Origin of the sequence: Bradyrhizobium tunisiense, from assembly GCF_042263385.1 — a bacterium.
Taxonomy (GTDB): domain Bacteria; phylum Pseudomonadota; class Alphaproteobacteria; order Rhizobiales; family Xanthobacteraceae; genus Bradyrhizobium; species Bradyrhizobium tunisiense.
The window spans coordinates 1-21,365 of sequence record NZ_JBHLEV010000016.1 but is presented as its reverse complement, the minus strand read 5'-3'; the positions used below and the strand labels follow the sequence as shown (position 1 = coordinate 21,365).

The window sequence follows — 21,365 nt, the reverse complement described above, 5'->3', positions numbered from 1 at the left end:
GCCCGGCTCAATTGCTCAGCCGCGCCGACCGGGCGGTGGATGGCGCAAAATCCGGGGAGCTTCCAAATACATTTCGCAGGAGCTTGCCGCCGGGAATTTCGACATAGCGATGGGTGAAGTGCGAAACCGCCAGCACAGCGGCCAGTGAGACGACGAGATTCAGCGTAGCCGGCAGCCCTGCCCAGCTCGAATCCAGGGCGGCGATTCGCCCCGCTCCCACGGCCCGCACGAAATATTCAGCCAGCAGCACCACGAGCGCGTGCACCATATAGATGGAGTAAGAACGGCGCCCGAGCCAGAGCAGAGGCTTGGCTCCCAGGATCCGCGGCACCAGCAGCGCATCCGGAAAGGCCAGCAAGCTGCCGAGGAAGATCGCGAAGATGACTGGGGCAAGGAACGTCGCCGCAGGATTGGTCTCCGCCAGGGACACCAGGGCGACGCTTGCGATCATGGCGACGAATTGCAACGCGCCCTGTACGGCTGGGGCCGGTTTGGCCGGCAGGCGATCGACGATCCTCACCATCAACACGCCCAGGAAAAAGCCGACGAAGCAGCGCAGAAGACCGAAATCCGTCTGAAGCTCGAGGCTCTTCTTTTCGAGCACGAAGATGATGAAGACCAGACTTCCGACCGCGAGCAGCCCGCAGAGGACATAAAACCACGACAGCGAGCGCATGCGCAGAGCAAGCAGAACGATCAGGCCAAACACCAGATAGGTGTAGAACTCGACACTGATGCTCCAACTCGGTGCATTCCAGCTGAGATAGTCGATGAAGCCCATCGAATGCAGCAGCAGAACATTGAGGCCGAACGAATAGGCGTTGTTCACCTCGAAGGCCGTCGGGGCGGCGACCACGACGCCCGCCATGACCAGGCCGATGCGCAGCAGGCGAAAGACGAGGTTTGCGAGCAGCATGACGATATGCAGCGGGTAGACTCGCGCCAGGCGCCGTATCATGAATTTGCGCAGCGAGAAGCGCGTGAAGTCGCTCTCGATGTAGCTCAACGCCATGACCATTCCGCTGAGAACAAAGAACAGATCGACCAGCAACCATGCGCTCCTGAAGAAGGAGCAGTCGATCCAGGCGTTGTGCGGGAATACCGCGAGAAATGTCGGCATCAGCAGCAGATGGTGGATCACCACCGAAGTCGCGGCGATGCCCCGGATGCTGTCGAGCGGCTGGACATGCGCCTTCTCACGATGAACCAACTCCGTCACATCAACATTCCGTGCCTGTTGCATCGCAGCAGTGTGTATCAGGTCGCGCGCGTGTTCAATCTTTGCGATCGCTGACTGGCATTCGATGCATGACGCCCGACGATAATTTCAAGGCTCGCAGATTTTTCGGACATGCGAGCGCCAAGTTCATGCCACTTTTATCCGACGCGCGCCTGCTTCGGCGCGCAAGCCAATCAACGTGGGATGATTGCGGGTATTTGCGCGGAAAGTATGCGCGAAATTCGGCGCTGTTGCGATCGAGGGCGTTTGCAGCACATTGATTTGTCTGCGTGCAGATGCCGCACGAAAATTCTCGCGGCCCCAGGGAACAACAAGCGCGTGTCATGACTTGTGTCGGTTTTGCGACGAGCGGATGCGGGAGTGGCTCATAAATTTCCAAGTTGCAACATTCATGAGCGCAACATGCCGATCTCGCAGGCATTGTAGATCTTGTTTCTGCAACCAGCGAGAAGGAGCAAGGCGGTTGGTAAGTCGACGACCTCTGCACCGGCTTTTGCATCGCACAAAAAGATGACACAGTTACCTGCCAAGTTTCACCTGTTCTCCTATTGCAACAGAAGCAAGGAACACGGATGGGCCGCGGACTAACACGTCGTCATGCGCAGCCGCGATGGCTAGCGAGTGTCTTGATTGGTTCTGTGCTCATCGTGTCGAGCGCCGGTGCTTGCCGCGCGCAGTGCGTCGAATTCTCGGACCGCGCCTCGCAGCTCGAACTCGACACCTTCGTGAAGTCGCCCTCCTCGCTCCTGGAGCGGTTGCGCAATGACAAGGAGAAGTTGCGGTTTTGGCTCGCGCGCTATGTCGCCACAAATCCGTCGGTGCTGCCTTCCGTGCAGACGCTAATCTCGGCCGCGGCCTCAACCGATCGCTCGTCCATCGGCGCTGCGCTGCGCATTGCCGAAGCACGTTGCACGTCGACCAAGCCGGACGCCTCGCGCAAGATCAGGGATTTCGTGCAGCGGATCAGTGATCTCAACGTGCAGGCCGGTTATTCCGGCGCAGGAGACGACAGCTCTGGCATCCAGGTCCAATCGCAAATCAAGTCCTCGCCGCAGCCGGGCCGCGGCGGAGCACTGCTCGAAGGCGAGTGGAGAACCAAGCTGGCCAACCCGTTCAAGCCCGTCCCCCTTCCGAACTGATCAGCGATCGTCAAAGGCAGCGAATTAGCACATGTATCAGCCTAGAGAACATTTCCAGTCGGGACACCGATTCGGCATCGAATTCGGCGGAGCAGTCCTCAGCTTCGAGCGCGTGGCCGACGTCCTGCGCCGGCAGTGGCCGATCATCGCGGCGTGCACCGGAGCTTCGCTGGCCCTGGTGATGATCTACCTGGTCACGGCGGAACCGATGTACACGGCGAATGCCCGGATCATGATGGATACGCGTCAGGCGCAGGTGCTGGACAAGGACAGCAACGCCAACAGTGCGCTCATCGACACCGGCTACGTCGACAGCCAGGTGGAGGTCATCAATTCGAACGACCTGATTCTCTCGGTCGTCCGTCGCCTGAAGCTGACCGACGATCCGGAATTCAATGGCTCCAATCCAGGCCTGCTGTCCATCGTCCTCGGCAAGATCATGTCGGTGTTTGGCTCCGGCGAACCGGCGTCCCAGGAGCGGCTCGAAAATGCGGTGGTCGGGACGGTTCAGAAGAACCTGAGGACGGAGCGCGTTCTGACGACGTATGTCTTGTCGATGAGCTATCGCTCACGAAGCCCCGACAAGGCCGCCAAGATCGTCAACGCCATCGCCAATGCCTACCTCGTCGGTGCCCTGGAAGCCAAATATCAGTCCACCAGGCGGGCGACCGAATGGCTTCAGCAGCGCAGCATCGAGCTGAGCGAGCAGGCATCGGCCAGCGACCGCGCCGTGCAAACCTTCAAAGCCGAGCACAACATCGTCGGCACCAGCCGCGGCCTGATGTCCGAGCAGCAATTGTCGGACCTGAACACCCAACTGGTTCAAGCGCGGGCGGCGACCGCCGAGGCCAAGGCCCGGCTTGACCGGATCGATACGATTTCCGATCAGGATGTTGCGCAATCAACCGTGACGGACGCCCTCAACAATTCAGTGATCACCCGTCTGCGCGCACAATATCTCGACCTCCAGGCCCAGTATGCCGACTGGTCGAGACGCTACGGCAAGCAGCATCTTGCAGCGGTCAATCTGGCCAACAAGATGGAAGAGCTGCGCAAGAACATCGCCGACGAACTGCGTCGGATCGCAGACGCCTATCGCAGCGACTACGAGATCGCAAAGAGCCGGGAAGCCTCCCTCGATAAGAACGTGAAGGAACTCGTCGCTCAGGCCGGCGACACCGGCCAGGCCGCAGTCAAGCTGCGCGACCTCGAAAGCGCCGCCGACACCTATCGCAACCTCTACAACAACTTCCTCGAGAAACTGCAAAGCGCGACACAGAATCAGAGCTTTCCGCTCAGCGAGGCCCGCCTCATCACCACCGCGACCAAGCCGGATCGCAAGAGCTCGCCGCGCACGGTCCTGGCGATTGTCGGCGGCCTGGTGGGCGGCCTCTGCCTCGGCTTCGGCGTCGCATTTGGGCGCGAACTGCTCAGCGACGTCTTGCGGACCCCCGCCGAGGTCGAGGAGGAGCTCGGCGTCAAGTGCCTCGGAGTCCTGCCGGACATTCGTCCGCCGATGACGACCGGCGCGTTGCTTTCGACGTCAGGCAAAGCAGGCTCACCCGATCTGTCCCGCTACGTCGTCGATCATCCGTTCTCGCGGTTCGCGGAGACGCTGCGCAACATCAAGGTGTCGATCGATGTTGCGCGCCTGACCCGCGAAATCAAGGTGATCGGCATCGTGTCTTCCCTTCCCAAGGAAGGAAAGACGACGGTGGCGGCCAACTTCGCACAGTTGATCGCCCTCACCGGACATCGCACGGTCCTGATCGACGGCGATCTGCACACGCGCTCGCTGACCCGAGAGCTCGCCCCCAATGCCAAGAGCGGACTGGTGGAGGCTCTCGCCGACCCGGCGAGCCTCGGCTACCATGTGCAGCGAAGCAAGGAAACGGGCCTGGATTTCCTGCCGTCCGTCGTGGCTTCCCGCATGGTCAATTCGGCCGACGTGATTGGATCGAAGGCGATGGCCGAACTGCTCAAGGTGCTGAGAGAGCACTACGAATACATCGTGATCGATCTTGCCCCGGTGATGCCGGTCGCGGACTCGAAGGCGGTCAGCCTCCTGATCGACGCCATGGTCTACGTGATCGAATGGGGACAGACGACAAGAAGCGCTCTTCAGGAGTCGGTTTCCGGGTCGGAAGTCCTCCAGAAGAAGCTGCTCGGCGCGGTGCTCAACCGCGCCAACCCGAAGATGCTCAAGCGCATCGAGGCGTACAAGGGCAAGCACCACAACAGCTACTACGTCGAGCATGCCTAAAGCGCGATGCGATTGGGAATAGCCATCGCGCTTGAGGTTGTCGTTGAAGCATGAGCTTTTCGGAAAACCGCTGCGCACTTTTCCGGATCATGCTTTAGGCGGCGCCGCGCGCAGCCGAATTGTAACGACCTCGGGCCCGCTGCCGTTCTGGCAGCGGGCCTTTTTCGCGTCTTGCGGAACTGTCCCTGAAAGGCGATCGAATGTGCCCTTCGCGCGCGAAGCCGGAGATTGCGCCAGGCCCACCGGACCGCTCAGGCCTCCGTATTCGTCCGGAATCCACAACTTGCAGTTATTGCTCTAGCCAAAAGCAATGATTGACGAAGGCGGTGATCGCTACGACAGTGCGCCAATTGGTAATTATCTGTCGATAAGACGAGGCGATCCGGTCCTCGATGCTTCAAATGCCGAAATTTTGGGCATCTTTCTTTCTGGGTTCCCTCAGGCTAACCTCGGCGCATATTTGTAGTTCTTTGCCGGTAGGCTCGGAATGCTGATCGTCCTGACGATTTTGACTGTTTGGGTTCTGCTCAACATCCTGTTCGTGTTGATCGTGGTTCCCCCACGCAAGCCGCGTCGGCAGCCGATGGCGACGACGCTTTCGCCTGCGCCAATCGATCCCAGCGCACGAGAAATCGGCCAGGACGAACCCTTCTCGGTTCGCCATGTCATCGTCTCCGTCGCGATGGGGGCATTCTTCGTGCTGGTGCCGCCGTTGCTCGCGTTACGCGATGCGGTCGTGCGGCTCTTCAGCAGGTCGAGGCGGGATGGAACCTGATTGGCTCAAGAGCCGGCCGTTCCAGATCATCGAGACATCGAGTGGTTAGTAGGCTTCCTGGAACATCACTGCGGATGCGGTGCGGGCCATGATCTTCAGATCGAGCCAGATACTCCAATTGCCGACGTACCACACGTCGTACTCGACCCGTTTCTCCATCAGATCGATCGTCGGCGTTTCCCCTCTGAACCCGTTCACCTGCGCCCAGCCAGTCAGACCCGGCTTCATGTGGTGCCGGTAGACGTATTTGCTGATGAGCTCGTCATAATAATTGTCATGGGCGAGAGCGTGAGGACGCGGCCCCACCAGTGACATATCCCCGCGCAGCACGTTCCAGAGCTGCGGCAGTTCGTCGATGCTGGTCATGCGAAGGAACCGCCCGATCTTGGTGACCCGGGCATCCTTCTTTGTCGCCTGCGTTACCGTCTCGCCATTCTCGCTGACGGTCATCGTGCGAAATTTCCAGATCTCGAAGGGCCTGCCGTTGAAGCCGCGGCGCGACTGCCGGAATATAACGGTTCCCGGGGAATCCAGCTTGATCAGCAGGGCAACGGTCAGCAGCAGCGGTGTCAGCATCACAAGCGCGAACAGGGCGACACCCACGTCGAGACAGCGTTTTTGCAACCGCTCGATAATATTGAGAGGCGGCCGCTGGATTTCGACCGCTACGGTTCCACTGACGGGAAGAAAGGGACGGGCCACCAGATCAGCGACCGGGTCATCCGGCAGCAGGCGTATGGGCTGCGGGACGGCGCGCAAATGGTGTCCCAGCTTGCGGAGCATCGGCAATTCGTTCCAGTCGATCGCAAGCAGATATTCGTCGACATCAGCCGAGCGCGATTGACGGATCACGTCGCGAATCTGCCGCTCCCATTGGCCGTCGTCCCGATCGGCGCCGAGCACGAAATGGCGCGTGACATCGAAGCCATTCCTCCGCAGATCCTTGAAGCGGCTCGAGGTGAAATCGAGCGGCTTGAGGCTGAGCAGGATCACCTTGCGATCGACCAGCCGACTTCTAGCAAAGCTCGTGCCGAACACGGCCTGCCAGACGAAGCGAAGGCTGATCAGGCCAAGTCCGCCGATCACGGCGAACACGATGACGGTGCCCCGGGAGAGATTGTCCGTCGATTTCAGCAGGAAGGCCGCAACGGCAAGGATCGTCAGAGACGTCAGCCAGATAAAGACCGCCTTTCGAAGCTGCCATACGACATTGAGCAGGCGGTGCGTGGCATAGACATCCCGGAAATAAGCGACCGCAACGAACACCACGCCGACAAACAACCCCGCTCCCACCGAAGCGCCATCGGTGGGCGAAGCGACGGCCGCACCGTACAGCGAAGCTCCCGCGGCATAGCTCAGCAGGATCAGCAGAAAGTCCGCAGCCATGACGACGATCTGAAACGGCCTCTGAAGTGAGCTGCCGCGCATCGACGACAGCGCGTGAGTGTTTTCAGAACCATAAGTTGCAACAGCCATTCGTACCTCTGTCAATCGAGAGAGTGTCTGACGCTCATCGTGATGCTGAAGACTCGTCAATCCCCGCACTGAAAGTGTTGGTTGATCGCAGCGAGATTGTGGCGCCGCACGCAAAACTTTTGCGGCGCACGGATGATACGCGATGTTGAAATGCGCAGCGAAATTCGATGCGCTGAAAAAGTCGTCACAGTGATGACATATGAGCGAACGAGTTGCCCCATTTTGAATCAAGTTCCACGCTCCGTGCAATGCCTGCTCGTCGCGCGAGCGCATCGCCGCTCATCTTTCGGGCGATTCAATTTTCTGATGATGCGCGGCGGATCATTCGCGAGAATTTCGAGGGAATTCTATCTGGGCGTGCGTCGCGAAATTTCGTGCAGGCATGCAACTTTGCCGCACCGTCGCATTCGGCGATGCAATTCCTGCGGACCAGTTGTTCGCGCTGCCCAAGGTGGGCAAGAAATGCCGCCCTTCTTTTGGCGTGATCGGGCCGGAGAACAGGGACGCTCCCTCGCCGAACTCGCCTCGTTCGTGTTGGATGGAAGCCCTCCGGTGCCGGCGACTTGGGGAAACTTTTCGACGACCCAATCGATTGAGCGCCATGATATCTCTCGCCAGACCACGTCCGCCCATCCCCAAACCGCGATTGCCGGAGGGAGTTCGCATCTACGCGATCTCCGATATCCACGGATGCGCGCATTTGCTCCAGCCGATGTTGCGGGTGATCGATGCCGACGTCGCTTGCAGCCGGCCGCGCTATGCGATCGAGGTCTTCATGGGCGATTACATCGACCGCGGCCCGGATACGCGCGCCACTCTCGACGTCCTGGTCGAACGGAGCCGCCGGGGTAACGCGGTTTTCCTCAAGGGAAACCACGAGGCGTTTCTTGTGAGGGTGTTCGAAGATCCTTCGCTGTTCGAGGACTGGATTGCCGTCGGCGGGACGCAGACATTGATGTCCTACGGGCTCGCCCCGCCTGACTTGAAGCGCGACGAGCCGGCATCGATATTGCGCGATTTGATTCGGGCAATGCCTACCGAACATCTGGAATTCCTGGACAATCTGCGGCTGAGCTTCAGTTGCGGCGACTTCTTCTTCGTTCACGCCGGCGTTCGCCCGGGCGTTCCGCTGGCTGAGCAGACGGAGCGGGATCTGCTCTGGATTCGCGAAGAGTTCCTGCGGAGCGAGGAGCAGTTCGGCAAATACATCGTGCATGGACATACGCCGGTCCGCAGCGCCGAATTCCTGGCAAACCGCGTCAACATCGACACCGGCGCCTATGCGACCGGCAATCTCACGCTGATGAGCATTCAGGGCAGCCGCATGCTCGCGGTGTGAGGTGAGGACAACCGCCTGCCACTGACGCGCGAGGAGGCTTCGCCGGGGATGGCGTGGTTGTCTGCTGCCCAGAATCAACCCCTAGTTGACCAACGGCGGCTTCTCCAGCCGCGCACGGGTCTGCGCCATCCAGTCGCTCCAGGCTCGTTCGTGCTTGATGTAGAGCTCCACCCAACGTTCGCCGTGCTGGGCCTGACGGACGCGCGCCGTTTCGCCAATCAGATCGGTGTCCGGCCTGTCCAGCGCTTCAAACTCGACGGTCTCCGAGATCGTCAGACCTACGAGCACGCGCTGCCCGGCGCCATCCACGATGTAGCGTCGCGGAGCGTCCTTCTTGGGCTCGCTCATGTCGTCGTGCCCCTTCGTTTCGGTGTGAGGCCGGATGCCGGCAGCGAATTCGACGACATCTAGAAGGCTCGTCTCGGGTGACCGAACGTTGAGGTGGGTTGGGATGTCTGGTCCGAAGCGCCGTAGGATGAGTGCGCACCTCTTCGTTCGACGCGCCAAACGCGCAGCGCGTATCCAAGGATGAGGCCAGCGCCGAAAATGGAAGCGGAAACAAACGCAGAAGTCATGGAGTCGTCCTGGATAGTCCTGTTCACATCAAGAGCGAGCAGTGTGTCGACATCATGGTTCTCGATCACTCATCGGCGCCGAAAGATTGTTCAAGGTTGCATTCCCAGTGTGCACTCGCTGCTGGCCGCCGCCGCATCTCGTCTCGATCGGCGACGATCAACCAATACTCCGTATGGCGGCCGCTCTATATGAGGGAGAGAAGGACGCGCTCCGCCGCCGGCCGCAGATTGGCCGAGCAGACCTTGGCCATGACGAGGAACTTCGGGCAGTTCGGTCGCGCCATACTCTTGCAACCGTCCGGCAGCCGTCGCATTATTTCTCACCGCATTTCAGAGGGATTCAATCCAATGAACTTTCGGGCCCTTATTCCATCCATTGCCCTGGCCGCCCTTGGGCTCACCGTGACGACGTCCGTCGCCCCGGCCGCCGAACTCGCCGTTGCTCCGCCCCATCGCGCAGCCGCCGCCCAGGGCGGGCTTGTGCTGTGGGACGACGTTTACCCGCCCGCGGTCTATGGTCCCCAGCTTCGCCCGGTCGAGGAAGTCGCGGCCATGAAGGCGCAGGCGCGGCCGGTGTCGCAGCGCTGGTGGGGATATTGGTACGTCCGGTAAGCGCGGGGGCGGTCGGCAGACCGCCGCACCATGCGATTCCAAACCGCCGCACATGCTGGGCTGAGACCAGTGGCGGCGGTTTTCGTTTGAGGGGGCCCCTAGTTGAAGACCGGTTGGCCTTCGGCTCCCGAGCCGGAATGAACTGCCTAAAACTCGAGTGTGGAGATCAAGCCCTCTACTCCACCAACATCGCCGTCGATGGTCGAGCGGCTTTTTCGCGAAGAGATCTCCGGTACCTCGCACACGCTGATGAACGTAGAGCTGGTCAGCCCCGGCGCGCTGGCGAACGACGGCAAAGTGATAGCAAGTAAAAGCGGCTCGCAGACAGCTCCAGGCGATCAAGCAGCTCATAAGGGAGTTTGAGCGGGCTGGCTTGCTCGAGCCAGAGGTCCTGCAGGAGTCCGCCGTGATCCATATCCCGAAAGACGTGCCGATTGACCTTGCAGGGCACGTTTTCCTGAGGGAGGGAGCGCGTCCACGAGACGAAGGGCGCTGCGGCCTTATCTGCTCGGCGGTGCTGTTCGAGGCCAGGTTTATGCTGCCGTGGGCCTCTGCGGACTATCGGCAGCCGAGAGCAGATGGCCGCGGTCCGCCGCCCCGGCATTCGCCGTCACCCCACACGTGATAAGTCGAACGCAAGCATGATGCGGTCGCGGCAGGTCGACGGGTGAGAGGCGTCAACATGATGTCTCGGAGGTAGTTGGTGCCGGCCTCGCCTTCGATCATGATGCTTCACCATGACGCCCCAAAGTTACGTCGGTACCGTGTGTGCGAGGGGCAGCACCGATCAGGTAACCTTTTCGCAGGTAAGGTCAGGTAGGATTTAGCTTTACTCGCCAAACGGCAGCCAAGAGATTTCCCATGACCTCACATTGCGACGATGAACTAGCTACCGCTGCACGAGAAATTGCGGCCAAGCAACTCTGTATAGAAAACCAAACCATCTTGATTGAAGTGCTCGAACGTGACGGTCACGATATGCTTGAGCAAAGAGAGAGTCTCGCCAAGCAACGATCAGACCTAGAAGCGCAGATCGCGCGACAATTTTCGAATGCTTGAGACAAGGGGCGCTGGCACGTGAGCTCGTTGCGGCTTGCAATAGAATGATAGAACGTCGAACGTTCGACCGCGTCGATGTGGACGAGGTCGCCTACATTTCAGGCGACGGCGCCAGCTTACGCTGTCGCGTCGTCAACATGTCGGAACAAGGGGCAGCAATTGAGCTTCCGTCGGAACGGTACGTGAATTTCACATTCAAACTGATGCTCGAGAAAGATCGCATCATCCGAAGCTGCCGCCTCGTCTGGTCGAGCGCCAATCTCATCGGAGTCGTGTTCGAGAAACCTTGAGGCGGAGAAGGTTCGTTCATGACCCGCCCCTAACGGCGGCGCAAATAGTCCTCGTAGGCGAGCTTCAGTCCGGCCGTAAGCGGCGTCCGAGCGCTCCAACCGGCTTCCGTCAAACGAGCAACGTTCAGTAGCTTTTGCGGTGTCCCGTCCGGGCGCGAGACGTCGAAGGTAATCTCGCCGCGATAGCCGACGACCTCGGCTACGATACGCGCGAACTCCGCGATGGTGATGTCCTCGCCCGTGCCGATATTGACAAGCTCCGCGCTTGAATAGGTCTTCATCAAATGGACGCAGGCATCCGCCATGTCGTCGACATAGAGAAACTCGCGCCGGGGCGTGCCGGTGCCCCACACCGCGACCCCCTTTGCGCCCGCGACCTTCGCCTCGTGGAAGCGGCGGATTAGAGCGGCAACGACATGACTGTACTCGGGATGATAATTGTCGCCAGGGCCGTAGAGATTGGTCGGCATCACGCTGATGAAGTCGCTCCCATACTGGGTGCGATAGGCCTCCGCCATCTTGATGCCGGCGATCTTGGCGATGGCATAGGGCTCGTTGGTCGGCTCCAGCGGGCCGGTCAACATTGAGTCCTCGCGCAGCGGCTGTGGCGCCAGCTTCGGGTAGATACAGGAGGACCCCAGAAACATCAGTTTCTCGGCGCCGTTCAGATGCGCGGCATGGATCACATTCGCCGCGATCGTGATATTGTCGTAGATGAACTCAGCGCGCAGCGTATTATTGGCGGCAATTCCTCCGACCTTGGCCGCGGCGACGAACACGACGTGCGGCCGCCTCTTCGCGAACCAATCGAATACGGCGGCCTGATTGCAGAGATCGACCTCGCGCCGATCCACGGTCACCAGTTCAACCTCCTCGTGCGCCAGCCGGCGCACCAGCGCGCTGCCGACCATGCCGCGATGACCAGCGACGTAGACGCTTTTGCCCTTCAGCTCAAAGGAAGCGGTTGCCATTGGCAGCGTCCCGTTGTGCTTCGGCCAGATCACTCGCCATCATTTCCTCAACCAGCTGGACAAAGCTCCGCTTTGGCTTCCATCCGAGCTCGGTGCGCGCCTTGCTGGCATCGCCGACCAGAAGATCGACCTCCGTGGGTCGAAAATAGGTCGGATCGATTCGGACCACGGTCTTGCCGCTTCCAGCGTCGACGCCGGTTTCCTCGACGCCCACGCCCCGCCATTCGATGCGGCGGCCGACCTGCGCGAAGGCCAGTTCGACCATCTCCCGCACGGAATGCATCTCGCCGGTGGCAAGCACGAAGTCATCTGGCTTATCGGCCTGCAGGATCAAGTGCATGCCCTCGACATAGTCGCGGGCATGGCCCCAATCCCGCTTGGCTTCGAGATTGCCAAGATAGAGCGTCTCTTCCAGGCCGACCTCGATGCGCGCGACGGCACGCGTGATCTTGCGGGTCACGAAGGTCTCGCCACGGATGGGGCTCTCATGGTTGAACAGAATACCGTTGGAGGCGAACATGCCATAGGCTTCGCGGTAGTTTACCGTGATCCAGTAGCCGTACAGCTTTGCCACCCCATAAGGCGAGCGCGGATAGAACGGGGTCGTCTCCTTCTGCGGGATCTCCTGCACCAGGCCATAGAGCTCGGAGGTGGAAGCCTGGTAGAACCGCGTCTCCTTCTCCATCCCAAGAATGCGGATCGCCTCCAGCAGACGCAGCACGCCGATCGCGTCGGCATTGGCGGTGTATTCCGGGCTCTCGAAACTGACGGCAACGTGACTTTGGGCGGCGAGATTGTAGATCTCGGTCGGCCGGATCTGCTGCATCAGGCGGATCAGATTGGTTGAATCCGTCATGTCGCCGTAGTGCATCAGGAACGGGACTTCGCCGACATGCGGATCCTGATAGAGATGATCGACGCGCGCCGTATTAAATGACGACGAGCGCCGCTTGATGCCGTGTACGACATAGCCCAGCGAAAGCAGATACTCGGCCAGATAGGCACCATCCTGGCCGGTTACACCCGTGATGAGAGCGATCTGCTTGGTCATGTCAAAATTGCTGCTCTCCTGAGCACGTCATCCGCGATGCGCGATGCAGATCGCACTTCGAGAAAGGTCCTGATCTCTCTCGATCATGGCGATGGCTGAAGGTCAACCCTGCCAACCGCTCCGTCCCGCTTGCCCCAAGGTGGCCGGCAATCTGACACCACCGCATAGTGAGGCACGAAGCTGGAGCAGGACCTCGCTGATCTCCTGAACCTCGCCTTAGATCAATCCGAAACGCGCCATTCGTACTGGTATCAAAATACCAATTCTAATCGCAGTCGGACCGTTTCCGGCCGCTCGTTTGCAGCAACCTGTGACTGAAATGTCATATGTGAATCTGGGAGGACTTGTTAGTTTCAGCCGTTACCGGGAATTTCTGGTAATTTGGGGTAGGGCAGTATTATGAAGCCGGTATATTTGGCCCTCGCAGGCCTTTTCTTGACCACAACCCCCGTTTTGGCGGAGCAATTTTCCATTAATGATGCCTTGCGCCAGGCAATGCAGACAAACCCGGGCGTCGGAGAAGCCTCGGCAAATCGCCGGGCAACCCAAAGTGAGCTGCGGCAAACGCAAAGCACGCTTTTGCCGCAGGTGCGCATTGACGCCAGCTACGGCCCGGAAAAGTTCGACCAATCGCCGGGTTTCATCGCACCCAACTTAGCCGTTCCCACCACGGGTTCGGGGCCTTGGCGAAATGGCAGTCAGGAATCGGTGGTCGTTCGGCAGCTTCTTTTTGACGGTTTTACCTCGATCCACGAAGTCTGGCGCCAGACGGCTCGCGTGAATGCCGCCGCCGCCCGCGTCAAGGAACGAACCGAGCTCATCGCACTCGATGCCGCCGAGGCCTACGTCGATGTCGTGCGCTACATGCGCCTTGTGAGTCTCGGCGAGCAGAACGTTGCAAACCACGACAAGATCTTCGCGAATGTGAACTCCCGCTTCTCCGGCGGCCGCGCCGGCGAAGGTGATCTTGAGCAGTCCAGAGAGCGTGTTGAAAACGCCCGGGCCGCGTTGGCGGAATTCCGCCGCAGCCTCGAGGACGCGCGGGCAAAGTACCGTAAGGTCGTCGGCCTTGAGCCGTATAACTTGCGATTCCCGGGGCCCTTGCGGGGCATGCCAGGAAGCCGCGACGAGTCCCTTGCCGTTGCTCTGCGGTTCAATTCAACGATTACCGCGGCCCAATCCGACGCGGATGCGGCCAAGCATGCGTTCAAGAGCACGGACGGTCTTTTCGCCCCCAAGTTCTACCTGGAAGGAAGGGCCACACACTACGACAACTCATTTCCTTACGTGAGCAGTCCAGGGGCGCGTTCTGTTACGCATGAGGATTATAGCGGCAAAGTGGTGATGTCTTGGGACATCTTCCGCGGCGGCCAAGATGCGTGGAACCGAACCGAGAAGGCAGAACGCTTTACCGAGGCCACGATGCGGCATGCTCGGCTGCAGCGCGATGCCAATGAATCGATCGACAAGGCTTGGAACGCCCGTACCATAACCCAGACCCGCATTTCCGCCTTGAGCAATCAGCTGCAGGCGGACAGGAAGACCATTGCTGCCTTCCAGAAGGAATATGAACTGGGGCAGCGCTCCCTAATCGACCTGCTGAACGCGCAGAACCAGTTCTTCAACGCCTCGGTGTCGCTGACGTCGGCACGGGCCGTGGTCGTTTTTGCGGATTATCAATTGCTGGCGGCCATGGGAACACTCATTGAGTACCTCAAGGCGCCTCCCCCGGTGGATGCCGCCCCCACAGACTTGAATCTGTTTGGCCTGCCCAACTACAGCGCACCGAATTTCCGTTGGACGCTTCCCCAGACTGGATCCGAACCCCTTCATGTCCCGGTCCAGCCCCCTGCCGCAGCCCCTGTCCGCCTGTCGGCGGCAGCGCCGGCTACCGCGTCCCAAGCTTTCAGTGAACGCTGGTCGGGCGACACCACCAAGACGGCATCCGCGGCCAAGATTGTCGGCGCATCAGAGTGGCTGGCGCAACGAGAGCCCAAGGGTAGTCCGGTTGTGCTGGAAGGCGACCAGCGGACTGCATATGCGAAAGAGACGAAGCCACACTGGCTCCTGACGGCGTTTTCGCCTCAACCGAAATAGCACATAGAGCCATCAAGTCGCGAAAGCCGCCCTTCCGGGCGGCTTTTCATTTGGAAACAGGTCCAGCTGGCCACCGTTATCTCACGGGTATCATTCGAAGCGGGACAGGTATTAATCGTTAATCATCTAAGTCAAAATGCTGGAATGTATTAGCCGGTGAACTGTCGTATCATGACTGCGTTTTTCTGGGCCGGTTTCGCCAATTTGATTAAGGTATAACAGCTTGTTTTACCAGACAAAGCATCCGGTTGATCATCGCGCGCGCCTTGTTGATACGCCCGAAGAACCAACCTCGTCAGCTCAACCCGCCGCCCGCGAGCGGGACGTCGACCCCCTAACGGACTCGCTTGTCTTCCTGGCGGCGCACCATGGCCGGGCGGTCACGCGCGATGCGTTGCTCGGCGGACTGCCGATCACGGACGGTCGCCTGACGGTCTCCCTTTTCGAACGCGCTGCGCGTCGCGCCAGCCTGGAAACTGAGGCCGTTCAACGAGACGTAGCGGACATTCCGCCTCTCGTTCTTCCAGCCGTCCTCATCATGAAGAACGGGACAGCGCTGATACTGCTGGGCGTCGATGAAGCCAAGCGGAGCATCAGGGTGCTAGATCCATCGGATCGGCCCTATGCACCAAAAATCATTTCTTTGGATGACATCGGGGACGGATATACCGGCTACGCCTTTCTTGTTCGGGCCTCCGCGGAATCAGACCCCCGGGCCCTTGCCGCCGGTGATCTGCCCCGACATCACTGGTTCTGGTCGGTCGTGAGGGCTCACTGGCGAAACTACGGCCACATCGCTCTATCGGCCCTGCTCATCAATATCTTGGCGCTTGCCATGCCGCTCTTCACGATGAGCGTCTATGACAGGGTCATTCCCAATGGAGCAATCCCTTCACTCATTGCTCTTTCCATCGGAATGGGCCTGGCAATCCTATTCGATCTGATCCTGCGTATGGTCAGGAGCAAGATGATCGATGTGACCGGCAAGACCATCGACGTTGTCCTTGCGGCCAACATCTTCGAACATGTCATGGCCGTGAAGATGGCGCAGAGGCCCGCATCGGTCGGTATCATTGCCAATCAGCTCCGTGACTTCGACTCTGTTCGCGAATTCTTCACGTCGGGAAGCGTGGTCTCAGCCACCGACTTGCTCTTTGCGGTGCTCTTCATCGGCGTACTGTTCGTGGTCGCCGGTCCGCTGGCCTGGGTGCCGCTGCTCATGCTGCCTGTGATGATCGGGATCGGCATCGGACTGCAACGACCGCTCAATCGGGCGATGAAGCGGCTGCAAGCGGAGTCAGCGGCCCGGCACGGTGTGCTCGTCGAGTCTCTCACGGGACTGGAAACCGTCCGGGCGACAGGCGGCGAGGCGCGAATGCAAACCGCGTGGGAACGTTCGGTGGCCGCGACGGCCCGTTCTGGCGAAGCTGTTCACTTCTGGTCGTCGCTGGCGCTTACCGCAGCAAATTCGGCACAAATGCTGACCAGTCTGCTGCTGATTGTGATCGGTGTCTTCCTGATCATGAACGGCAGCCTGACGGTCGGCGCATTGGTCGCGGCAAATATGCTTGCTGGTCGAGTGCTTTCGCCAATCGCGGGCGTCGCGTCGGTGATCATGCGCGGCACACAAACCTTCACGGCGCTAAAGTCGATCGATCGGATCATGACGCTCGAACGAGAGCGCTCTCCGGAACGGACCTATGTCGCGCGGAAGATAGAAAACGGGACCGTCAGCTTCGAGAATATCTCGTTCACCTATCCCAATGCTCCCGGCAAGGCGCTCGACCGAGTCACGTTCAAGATCGGACGCGGCGAACGAGTTGGGATCATCGGCCGGGTTGGCTCAGGCAAGACCACTGTAGGGCGCCTGTTGCTCAACTTCTATGAGGCCCAAGAAGGTCGCATTCTCGTCGACGATGTCGATTCGCGCCAATACGACCCTGCCGATTTGCGTTCCGGAATCGGTTTTTCCATGCAAGACACCGACCTCTTCTTTGGCAAGTTGCGCGACAACATCACGCTGGGCTATCCGGCCGCGACAGATGAGGAAGTGCTGGCGGCAGCACGCCTCGCCGGGGTGGAGAGCTTCATCGCGGGACACCCGATGGGCTACGACATGCCGATCTCCGAAGGCGGCCGAAGCCTGTCGGGCGGCCAAAAACAAGCCATCGGACTGGCCCGCGTCCTGATCCGCAAACCCAGGATCTTGTTTCTGGACGAACCCACCGCGCATTTCGACGTGCGGAGCGAAAGCGAATTTCTCGATCGGCTGAGAGCGCTCGACGACGGGATGACCATCATCATTTCGACGCACCGTCTGTCGCTGCTCGGAATGGTCGATCGCCTGTTGTTGTTCGACAATGGTCGTCTGGTCGCAGATGGACCGCGCGACAAGGTCCTGAGCCTGCTGCAGGGCAAGCCGCCCGCCCCCCAGCCTGCGGCCGCGGCGCCCAAGCCCGCGCAAACCACCCCAGTTGTGCAGAGATCCAATGTCATCTGATTTTGCCTACGCCAACGACATTCGCGCGGCCGTCCGGTTGAGAACGCCCAAGACGTCGCGAATGCTGTTGTGGGCGTTTCTCGCTCTATTTGCCACGTTCATTGTCTGGGCGCATTTCGCCGTGCTGGAAGAGGTCAAGCGGGGGAACGGCAAGGTCGTCCCGTCACGACAGATTCAGGTGGTACAGTCGCTCGAGGGCGGAATTGTTGGCGACCTGCTGGTCCAGGAGGGCGCAGTGGTGCAGCAGGGTCAATCCCTGATGCGAATTGACGATACCAAGTTTGCATCGGAGTTCGGGGAGATAAGAGAGCGTCGGGCCGCCGTGGCCGCCCGCGTGGCGCGTCTGAGCGCCGAGGCCAACGGACGCACGGAGCTCGTTTTTCCCGATCAGACCGAGGAACTCGCACCGGCGTCGGCCGCCACCGAGAGGAGTGTGTTCAAGACACGCGCACAAAAGGTCGCCCAGGACGTTGACGTTCTCAACCAGCAAATTGGCCGGTTGACCCAAACAACGGCGTTGCTCGAGCGCGAGTTGACCCTGACGCGCAGGCTGTATGAACAAAGAGTTGTTCCCGAGATCGAAATGCTTCGACTGGAGCGTCAATCAGCCGAGGCCAAGGGCCAAATGGCCGAAGCAAGATCGAAGATTGCGAACATCGGATCGACCTTCCGCGCTCAGGCGGACGAGGACCTCGCCAAGTCGCGAACCGACCTTGCCGTCCTTGACGAAAACATCAAGTCTGCTCAGGACAGAGTACGCAGAACCGATCTGCGCTCCCCGGTCCGCGGCATCGTCAACAAGCTGAACGTGACGACGATCGGCGCTGTGGTTCAGCCCGGGGCCAACTTGATGGACATCGTTCCTCTCGACGACACCCTCCTGGTGGAAAGCAAGGTAAGACCGCAGGACATCGCGTTCATCCGGCCGGGCCAGGATGCGGTCGTCAAGATCTCCGCTTACGACTCGTCCGTCTACGGCCATCTGAATGGCAAGGTGGAACGGATCAGCGCGGACACCATCCTCGACGACAAGGGCGAGGCGGCTCAGCGGCCGGAGACGTATTATCGCGTCATGGTACGGACGAACACCAATCACCTCGGCACAGAGCAAAGTCCGCTTCCGATCATTCCCGGCATGGTCACGACGGTCGAAATTCTGACGGGCAAGAAGAGCGTGCTGGATTACATCCTGAAGCCGGCCCGCACCCTGCGGGACGAGGCCCTGCGCGAGCATTAACCGGCGGTGCTCGTGACCGGTTGCTTAATCAATCATAAATTTGCAGTTCCAGGATTTAGCTTCTCCGGATAGGCGCTGTTTAGCGCACCGGCTCATTCTCTGCGCCTCTTCCCCCAGCTTAACCCGCCTTAAGCGCCCGACCGCGCATGCTGCGTCCATAACAGGTCGGGATGAAAGACCAAGCGCGCAAAGACGCTGGCTGACGTCCCGGAATATGGGGACGGTCAATGAAGTCGCGTTTTGGACGGCAGCGCACGCTCGCGTTTGCGGCAGTCATGCTGATTTCCCTCGATGGCATCGCGGACCAGACTGCGTTCGCCGCAGAGGTCGGGAATCCGCAGGAATCCGCTGCCGAGGTCACTCTGCCCACCCCGGAGGCCATGCAGGGTCCGGCGACATTCTTCACCATCAACGCGGTCCTTGCGAAGCTCGATCGCGAGCGCGGCCGGGGACCGAAAGCACTTCGCCTGGCGACCCTGACGCCGCACGAGACGACGCTCACCGACGCAGCGACAGACGGCGGCCCTTCCTCCGACGGCCCGTCCGTTGGCAACGAGCCGTTTGGGCTTTCCGCATTTCGCGCACCGGAGAGCCTGCTGTGGCGCAAATGGCGCGGCGTGGAAACGGACCTTGCCCAGGAGAAGATCGTGCTCGAGCGCTGCCGCTCTGAGGCGGCCTCCTGCCCGGCCCATGTCGCCCAATTTCTTCGGCTCGTCGCCGCGACCAAAGCGAAATCCGGACGCGCGCAGCTCGAAGAGGTCAATCTCGGCGTCAACACCGCGATCCGCTATGTGAGCGATGTCATTCAATTCAGGGAGCTCGACCGCTGGAGCACGCCGCTGGCCACCTTTGCAAGCGCGAAGGGCGATTGCGAGGATTATGCGATCGCCAAATATGTCGCACTTCGCGAAGCCGGCTTCCCGGAAGCCGACATGCGTGTGCTCCTCGTCCGTGACCGCGCGGTCCGGCAGGACCATGCGGTCCTCGCAGCGCGTCTCGACGGCCGCTGGCTGATCCTCGACAATCGATGGTCAAGCCTCCGGGAAGACAATGGCGAGTTGAACTTCACGCCGCTGTTCGCCATCAATCACGACGGAGTGCAGCTGTTCGCGAAACCTTATGCGAAGGCGAAACCGAACGGTGCAGAAATGTCGGCCACGCCGGCCGCGACAGCGACGGGATCCCAATGGGTGGGCGCCGAGCCGGCGAATGCGGGTGGCGCGGGCGCGCTCGGGACCCTGCCATTGTTGCTTTGAGCCCATAACAAAACCGCCGGCGAGACTATCGCCGGCGGTTCATCGTTCACGCAAACTGCGCGCTAGGCTATGTGGATCGCGGTCGGCGCGGGTACACCGGTGCTCATCTGCGCAAGATCAACAGCGGCCGCTGCCGTTCCATTGGCGGAATACCAGAGCTCGTTGTGTTGAGTATTGAACAGGAACTGGTTCGCGCTCCCATTCCATGACGCCGCCTGATCGGCGTCCGTCACTTGCGTGAACGTAGCAAGCTGCGCATTGCTGATACTCAGGTTCAGACTGGCAACGTCAACGACGATGCTGTCACCGGCGTTGAAGTCGGTGATCGTGTCGTGGCCGTTAGCAGCGGCGGTGCTCTTCAGAATGAAGATGTCGTTCCCTCCATTGCCAGTCAGAGTATCGTTTCCAGGACCGCCAATCAGAACATTATTGCCAGCCGTGCCGAGCAAGTTGTCGGCGGCCGAAGTCCCGGCGATAGCTTCAGTCGTCAGGAGATTCCCTGTGTCTCCATCGAGATGAATGTTGAAGGTTTGTACCTTGGTGTCGCCGTCGCCATCGGTAATCGTCAGCTGGATGTTATTGAAATCGAGATCCGGCGGCGGAGTCGTGGACTGCGTCCCAACCTCAACCCCATTCAGGCGGAAACCGCCGGTATTGGTGGAACTTGAGAGAACGCTGACACCGTAAATGGCATCACCAAGGTCATAATTGCCCGTCCCGGCGTTGGCAGACCAGTCGAGCTGACTGATCTGAAGCAGTTGGCCGTCTGTCGCGTTGATTGTGACTTGGTCGTAGGTCGTCAGGTTGGCATCGAGATAGACTTTGATGGTGATCGACGCCTGCGCCATATTGCTTGTAAAGCCGTCGGCTTTGAACCTGAAGTCGTCGATGCCGTGCGGCGTCGTATTGTTGCCATCGTCGACAAACTTGAAAAGTATGGATTCGTCTTGGTCGATGGTTTGCCCCTGATTTCCTTTTACCGCCCAGCCTTGATTGCTCGGATTGACCAGATCATTGCCCGGATCATTCGAAGGCGCATCGCCGTCATCGCCGTACACAAGGATGTTGAAATTGGTGGCGGCCCCCAAATCCACGATCAGCGAATTTGACGGACCTCCGGCCTGTGCTTGGCTGGTGGCAACTGAGGTAAAGGTCGTCGTACCTGCCCGGTGTAATACCTCCAGGGAATCGGTGCCGTCGGCATTCAGCGTCAGTTCGGCAACGACATTCGTTCCGTCATACAAGTTGAGCACGATTTGTGAAGCGGAATAGGAAGAAACCTGAACGTTTGCTCCCGTTGCAGTAACATTGCTGTACCCGTCGGCACCGTAGACCCAGTCTGCGAACTGGCTGGTGTAGGTGGTTGTCGTTGTCGGATTGAAGGTCGAAAGGCTGACGATGCCGTCGTTGCCGTCATTGACAATAGTGAATGCCGGACCGTCGTCGTGGAACACGATCTGGCTGCCGACGTTCACCGCGCTCGAG

The 21,365-nt window shown here is 59.9% G+C and carries 17 protein-coding genes; 11 read left to right on the top strand and 6 right to left on the bottom strand.

Annotation, left to right across the window (positions count from 1 at the left end; all coding sequences use genetic code 11):
• Window positions 1–7 precede the first annotated feature (7 nt).
• Window positions 8–1,219 (bottom strand): acyltransferase family protein, encoded by a 1,212-nt coding sequence (locus tag ACFDR6_RS36105; protein ID WP_317240722.1) that lies wholly within the window; start codon window positions 1,217–1,219, stop codon window positions 8–10.
• A gap of 647 nt (window positions 1,220–1,866) precedes the next feature.
• On the opposite strand from ACFDR6_RS36105, the gene ACFDR6_RS36100 reads away from it, so the two are divergent.
• The 3 genes from ACFDR6_RS36100 to ACFDR6_RS36090 all read left to right on the top strand — a co-directional run bounded on the left by ACFDR6_RS36100 (window position 1,867) and on the right by ACFDR6_RS36090 (window position 5,417).
• The gene (locus ACFDR6_RS36100; RefSeq protein ID WP_317240723.1) at window positions 1,867–2,379 is read left to right on the top strand and encodes a hypothetical protein; all 513 of its coding nucleotides are present in this window, start codon (window positions 1,867–1,869) and stop codon (window positions 2,377–2,379) included.
• 31 nt (window positions 2,380–2,410) lie between these two features.
• Entirely contained in the window at window positions 2,411–4,642 is a 2,232-nt protein-coding gene (locus ACFDR6_RS36095; RefSeq protein WP_212080803.1) for a Wzz/FepE/Etk N-terminal domain-containing protein, read from the top strand.
• 487 nt (window positions 4,643–5,129) lie between these two features.
• Entirely contained in the window at window positions 5,130–5,417 is a 288-nt protein-coding gene (locus ACFDR6_RS36090) for a hypothetical protein (protein ID WP_317240724.1), read from the top strand.
• A gap of 45 nt (window positions 5,418–5,462) precedes the next feature.
• Here ACFDR6_RS36090 and ACFDR6_RS36085 read toward each other — a convergent pair whose 3' ends face one another.
• Entirely contained in the window at window positions 5,463–6,893 is a 1,431-nt protein-coding gene (locus ACFDR6_RS36085) for an undecaprenyl-phosphate glucose phosphotransferase (RefSeq protein ID WP_212081817.1), read from the bottom strand.
• Between the two features lie 601 nt (window positions 6,894–7,494).
• Here ACFDR6_RS36085 and ACFDR6_RS36080 point away from each other — a divergent pair.
• Window positions 7,495–8,232 carry a metallophosphoesterase family protein gene (locus ACFDR6_RS36080; protein WP_317243986.1) on the top strand — a complete coding sequence of 246 codons (738 nt, stop codon included), beginning with the start codon at window positions 7,495–7,497 and terminating at the stop codon, window positions 8,230–8,232.
• An 81-nt stretch (window positions 8,233–8,313) separates the two neighbouring features.
• Here ACFDR6_RS36080 and ACFDR6_RS36075 read toward each other — a convergent pair whose 3' ends face one another.
• Window positions 8,314–8,580: a hypothetical protein gene (locus tag ACFDR6_RS36075; RefSeq protein ID WP_212080801.1), complete on the bottom strand. Its 267-nt coding sequence runs from the start codon at window positions 8,578–8,580 to the stop codon at window positions 8,314–8,316.
• Window positions 8,581–9,155: 575 nt separating this feature from the next.
• On the opposite strand from ACFDR6_RS36075, the gene ACFDR6_RS36070 reads away from it, so the two are divergent.
• The 3 genes from ACFDR6_RS36070 (at window position 9,156) to ACFDR6_RS36060 (ending at window position 10,768) form a co-directional block, all read left to right on the top strand.
• Entirely contained in the window at window positions 9,156–9,419 is a 264-nt protein-coding gene (locus ACFDR6_RS36070) for a hypothetical protein (RefSeq protein ID WP_212080800.1), read from the top strand.
• Between the two features lie 861 nt (window positions 9,420–10,280).
• Complete coding sequence (locus tag ACFDR6_RS36065; protein WP_212080799.1) at window positions 10,281–10,478, top strand: hypothetical protein; 198 nt, start codon at window positions 10,281–10,283, stop codon at window positions 10,476–10,478.
• Between the two features lie 44 nt (window positions 10,479–10,522).
• Window positions 10,523–10,768, top strand: a complete 246-nt coding sequence (locus ACFDR6_RS36060) for a PilZ domain-containing protein (RefSeq protein WP_212080798.1) — start codon at window positions 10,523–10,525, stop codon at window positions 10,766–10,768.
• 29 nt (window positions 10,769–10,797) lie between these two features.
• On the opposite strand, the gene fcl is transcribed toward ACFDR6_RS36060, so the two are convergent.
• Together fcl and gmd are read right to left on the bottom strand one after the other, a co-directional pair.
• Window positions 10,798–11,739, bottom strand: a complete 942-nt coding sequence (fcl, locus tag ACFDR6_RS36055) for a GDP-L-fucose synthase (protein WP_375861339.1) — start codon at window positions 11,737–11,739, stop codon at window positions 10,798–10,800.
• Window positions 11,720–12,790, bottom strand: a complete 1,071-nt coding sequence (gene gmd, locus ACFDR6_RS36050) for a GDP-mannose 4,6-dehydratase (RefSeq protein WP_317240728.1) — start codon at window positions 12,788–12,790, stop codon at window positions 11,720–11,722. The genes fcl and gmd overlap by 20 nt, the downstream gene beginning before the upstream one ends.
• A 399-nt stretch (window positions 12,791–13,189) precedes the next feature.
• Between gmd and ACFDR6_RS36045 the strand changes: the two genes are divergently transcribed.
• The 4 genes from ACFDR6_RS36045 (at window position 13,190) to ACFDR6_RS36030 (ending at window position 19,880) form a co-directional block, all read left to right on the top strand.
• Entirely contained in the window at window positions 13,190–14,887 is a 1,698-nt protein-coding gene (locus ACFDR6_RS36045; protein ID WP_317240729.1) for a TolC family outer membrane protein, read from the top strand.
• A 223-nt stretch (window positions 14,888–15,110) separates the two neighbouring features.
• Entirely contained in the window at window positions 15,111–17,387 is a 2,277-nt protein-coding gene (locus ACFDR6_RS36040) for a type I secretion system permease/ATPase (RefSeq protein ID WP_375861338.1), read from the top strand.
• Window positions 17,377–18,624: an HlyD family type I secretion periplasmic adaptor subunit gene (locus ACFDR6_RS36035; protein WP_375861336.1), complete on the top strand. Its 1,248-nt coding sequence runs from the start codon at window positions 17,377–17,379 to the stop codon at window positions 18,622–18,624. Before ACFDR6_RS36040 ends, ACFDR6_RS36035 begins: the two co-directional genes overlap by 11 nt.
• 227 nt (window positions 18,625–18,851) lie before the next feature.
• Entirely contained in the window at window positions 18,852–19,880 is a 1,029-nt protein-coding gene (locus ACFDR6_RS36030) for a transglutaminase-like cysteine peptidase (RefSeq protein WP_375861335.1), read from the top strand.
• 62 nt (window positions 19,881–19,942) lie between these two features.
• On the opposite strand, the gene ACFDR6_RS36025 is transcribed toward ACFDR6_RS36030, so the two are convergent.
• Window positions 19,943–21,365: calcium-binding protein (locus tag ACFDR6_RS36025; protein WP_375861334.1), on the bottom strand; the 1,423-nt coding region annotated here is incomplete at its 5' end.

Bases quoted from the DNA above. Each gene is read 5' to 3' on its own strand.
- ACFDR6_RS36095 (WP_212080803.1), top strand. From the start codon at position 2,411: ATGTATCAGCCTAGAGAACATTTCCAGTCGGGACACCGATTCGGCATC.
- ACFDR6_RS36090 (WP_317240724.1), top strand. From the start codon at position 5,130: ATGCTGATCGTCCTGACGATTTTGACTGTTTGGGTTCTGCTCAACATC.
- ACFDR6_RS36085 (WP_212081817.1), bottom strand. From the start codon at position 6,893: ATGGCTGTTGCAACTTATGGTTCTGAAAACACTCACGCGCTGTCGTCG.
- ACFDR6_RS36080 (WP_317243986.1), top strand. From the start codon at position 7,495: ATGATATCTCTCGCCAGACCACGTCCGCCCATCCCCAAACCGCGATTG.
- ACFDR6_RS36075 (WP_212080801.1), bottom strand. From the start codon at position 8,580: ATGAGCGAGCCCAAGAAGGACGCTCCGCGACGCTACATCGTGGATGGC.
- ACFDR6_RS36070 (WP_212080800.1), top strand. From the start codon at position 9,156: ATGAACTTTCGGGCCCTTATTCCATCCATTGCCCTGGCCGCCCTTGGG.
- ACFDR6_RS36065 (WP_212080799.1), top strand. From the start codon at position 10,281: ATGACCTCACATTGCGACGATGAACTAGCTACCGCTGCACGAGAAATT.
- ACFDR6_RS36060 (WP_212080798.1), top strand. From the start codon at position 10,523: ATGATAGAACGTCGAACGTTCGACCGCGTCGATGTGGACGAGGTCGCC.
- fcl (WP_375861339.1), bottom strand. From the start codon at position 11,739: ATGGCAACCGCTTCCTTTGAGCTGAAGGGCAAAAGCGTCTACGTCGCT.
- gmd (WP_317240728.1), bottom strand. From the start codon at position 12,790: ATGACCAAGCAGATCGCTCTCATCACGGGTGTAACCGGCCAGGATGGT.
- ACFDR6_RS36045 (WP_317240729.1), top strand. From the start codon at position 13,190: ATGAAGCCGGTATATTTGGCCCTCGCAGGCCTTTTCTTGACCACAACC.
- ACFDR6_RS36035 (WP_375861336.1), top strand. From the start codon at position 17,377: ATGTCATCTGATTTTGCCTACGCCAACGACATTCGCGCGGCCGTCCGG.
- ACFDR6_RS36030 (WP_375861335.1), top strand. From the start codon at position 18,852: ATGAAGTCGCGTTTTGGACGGCAGCGCACGCTCGCGTTTGCGGCAGTC.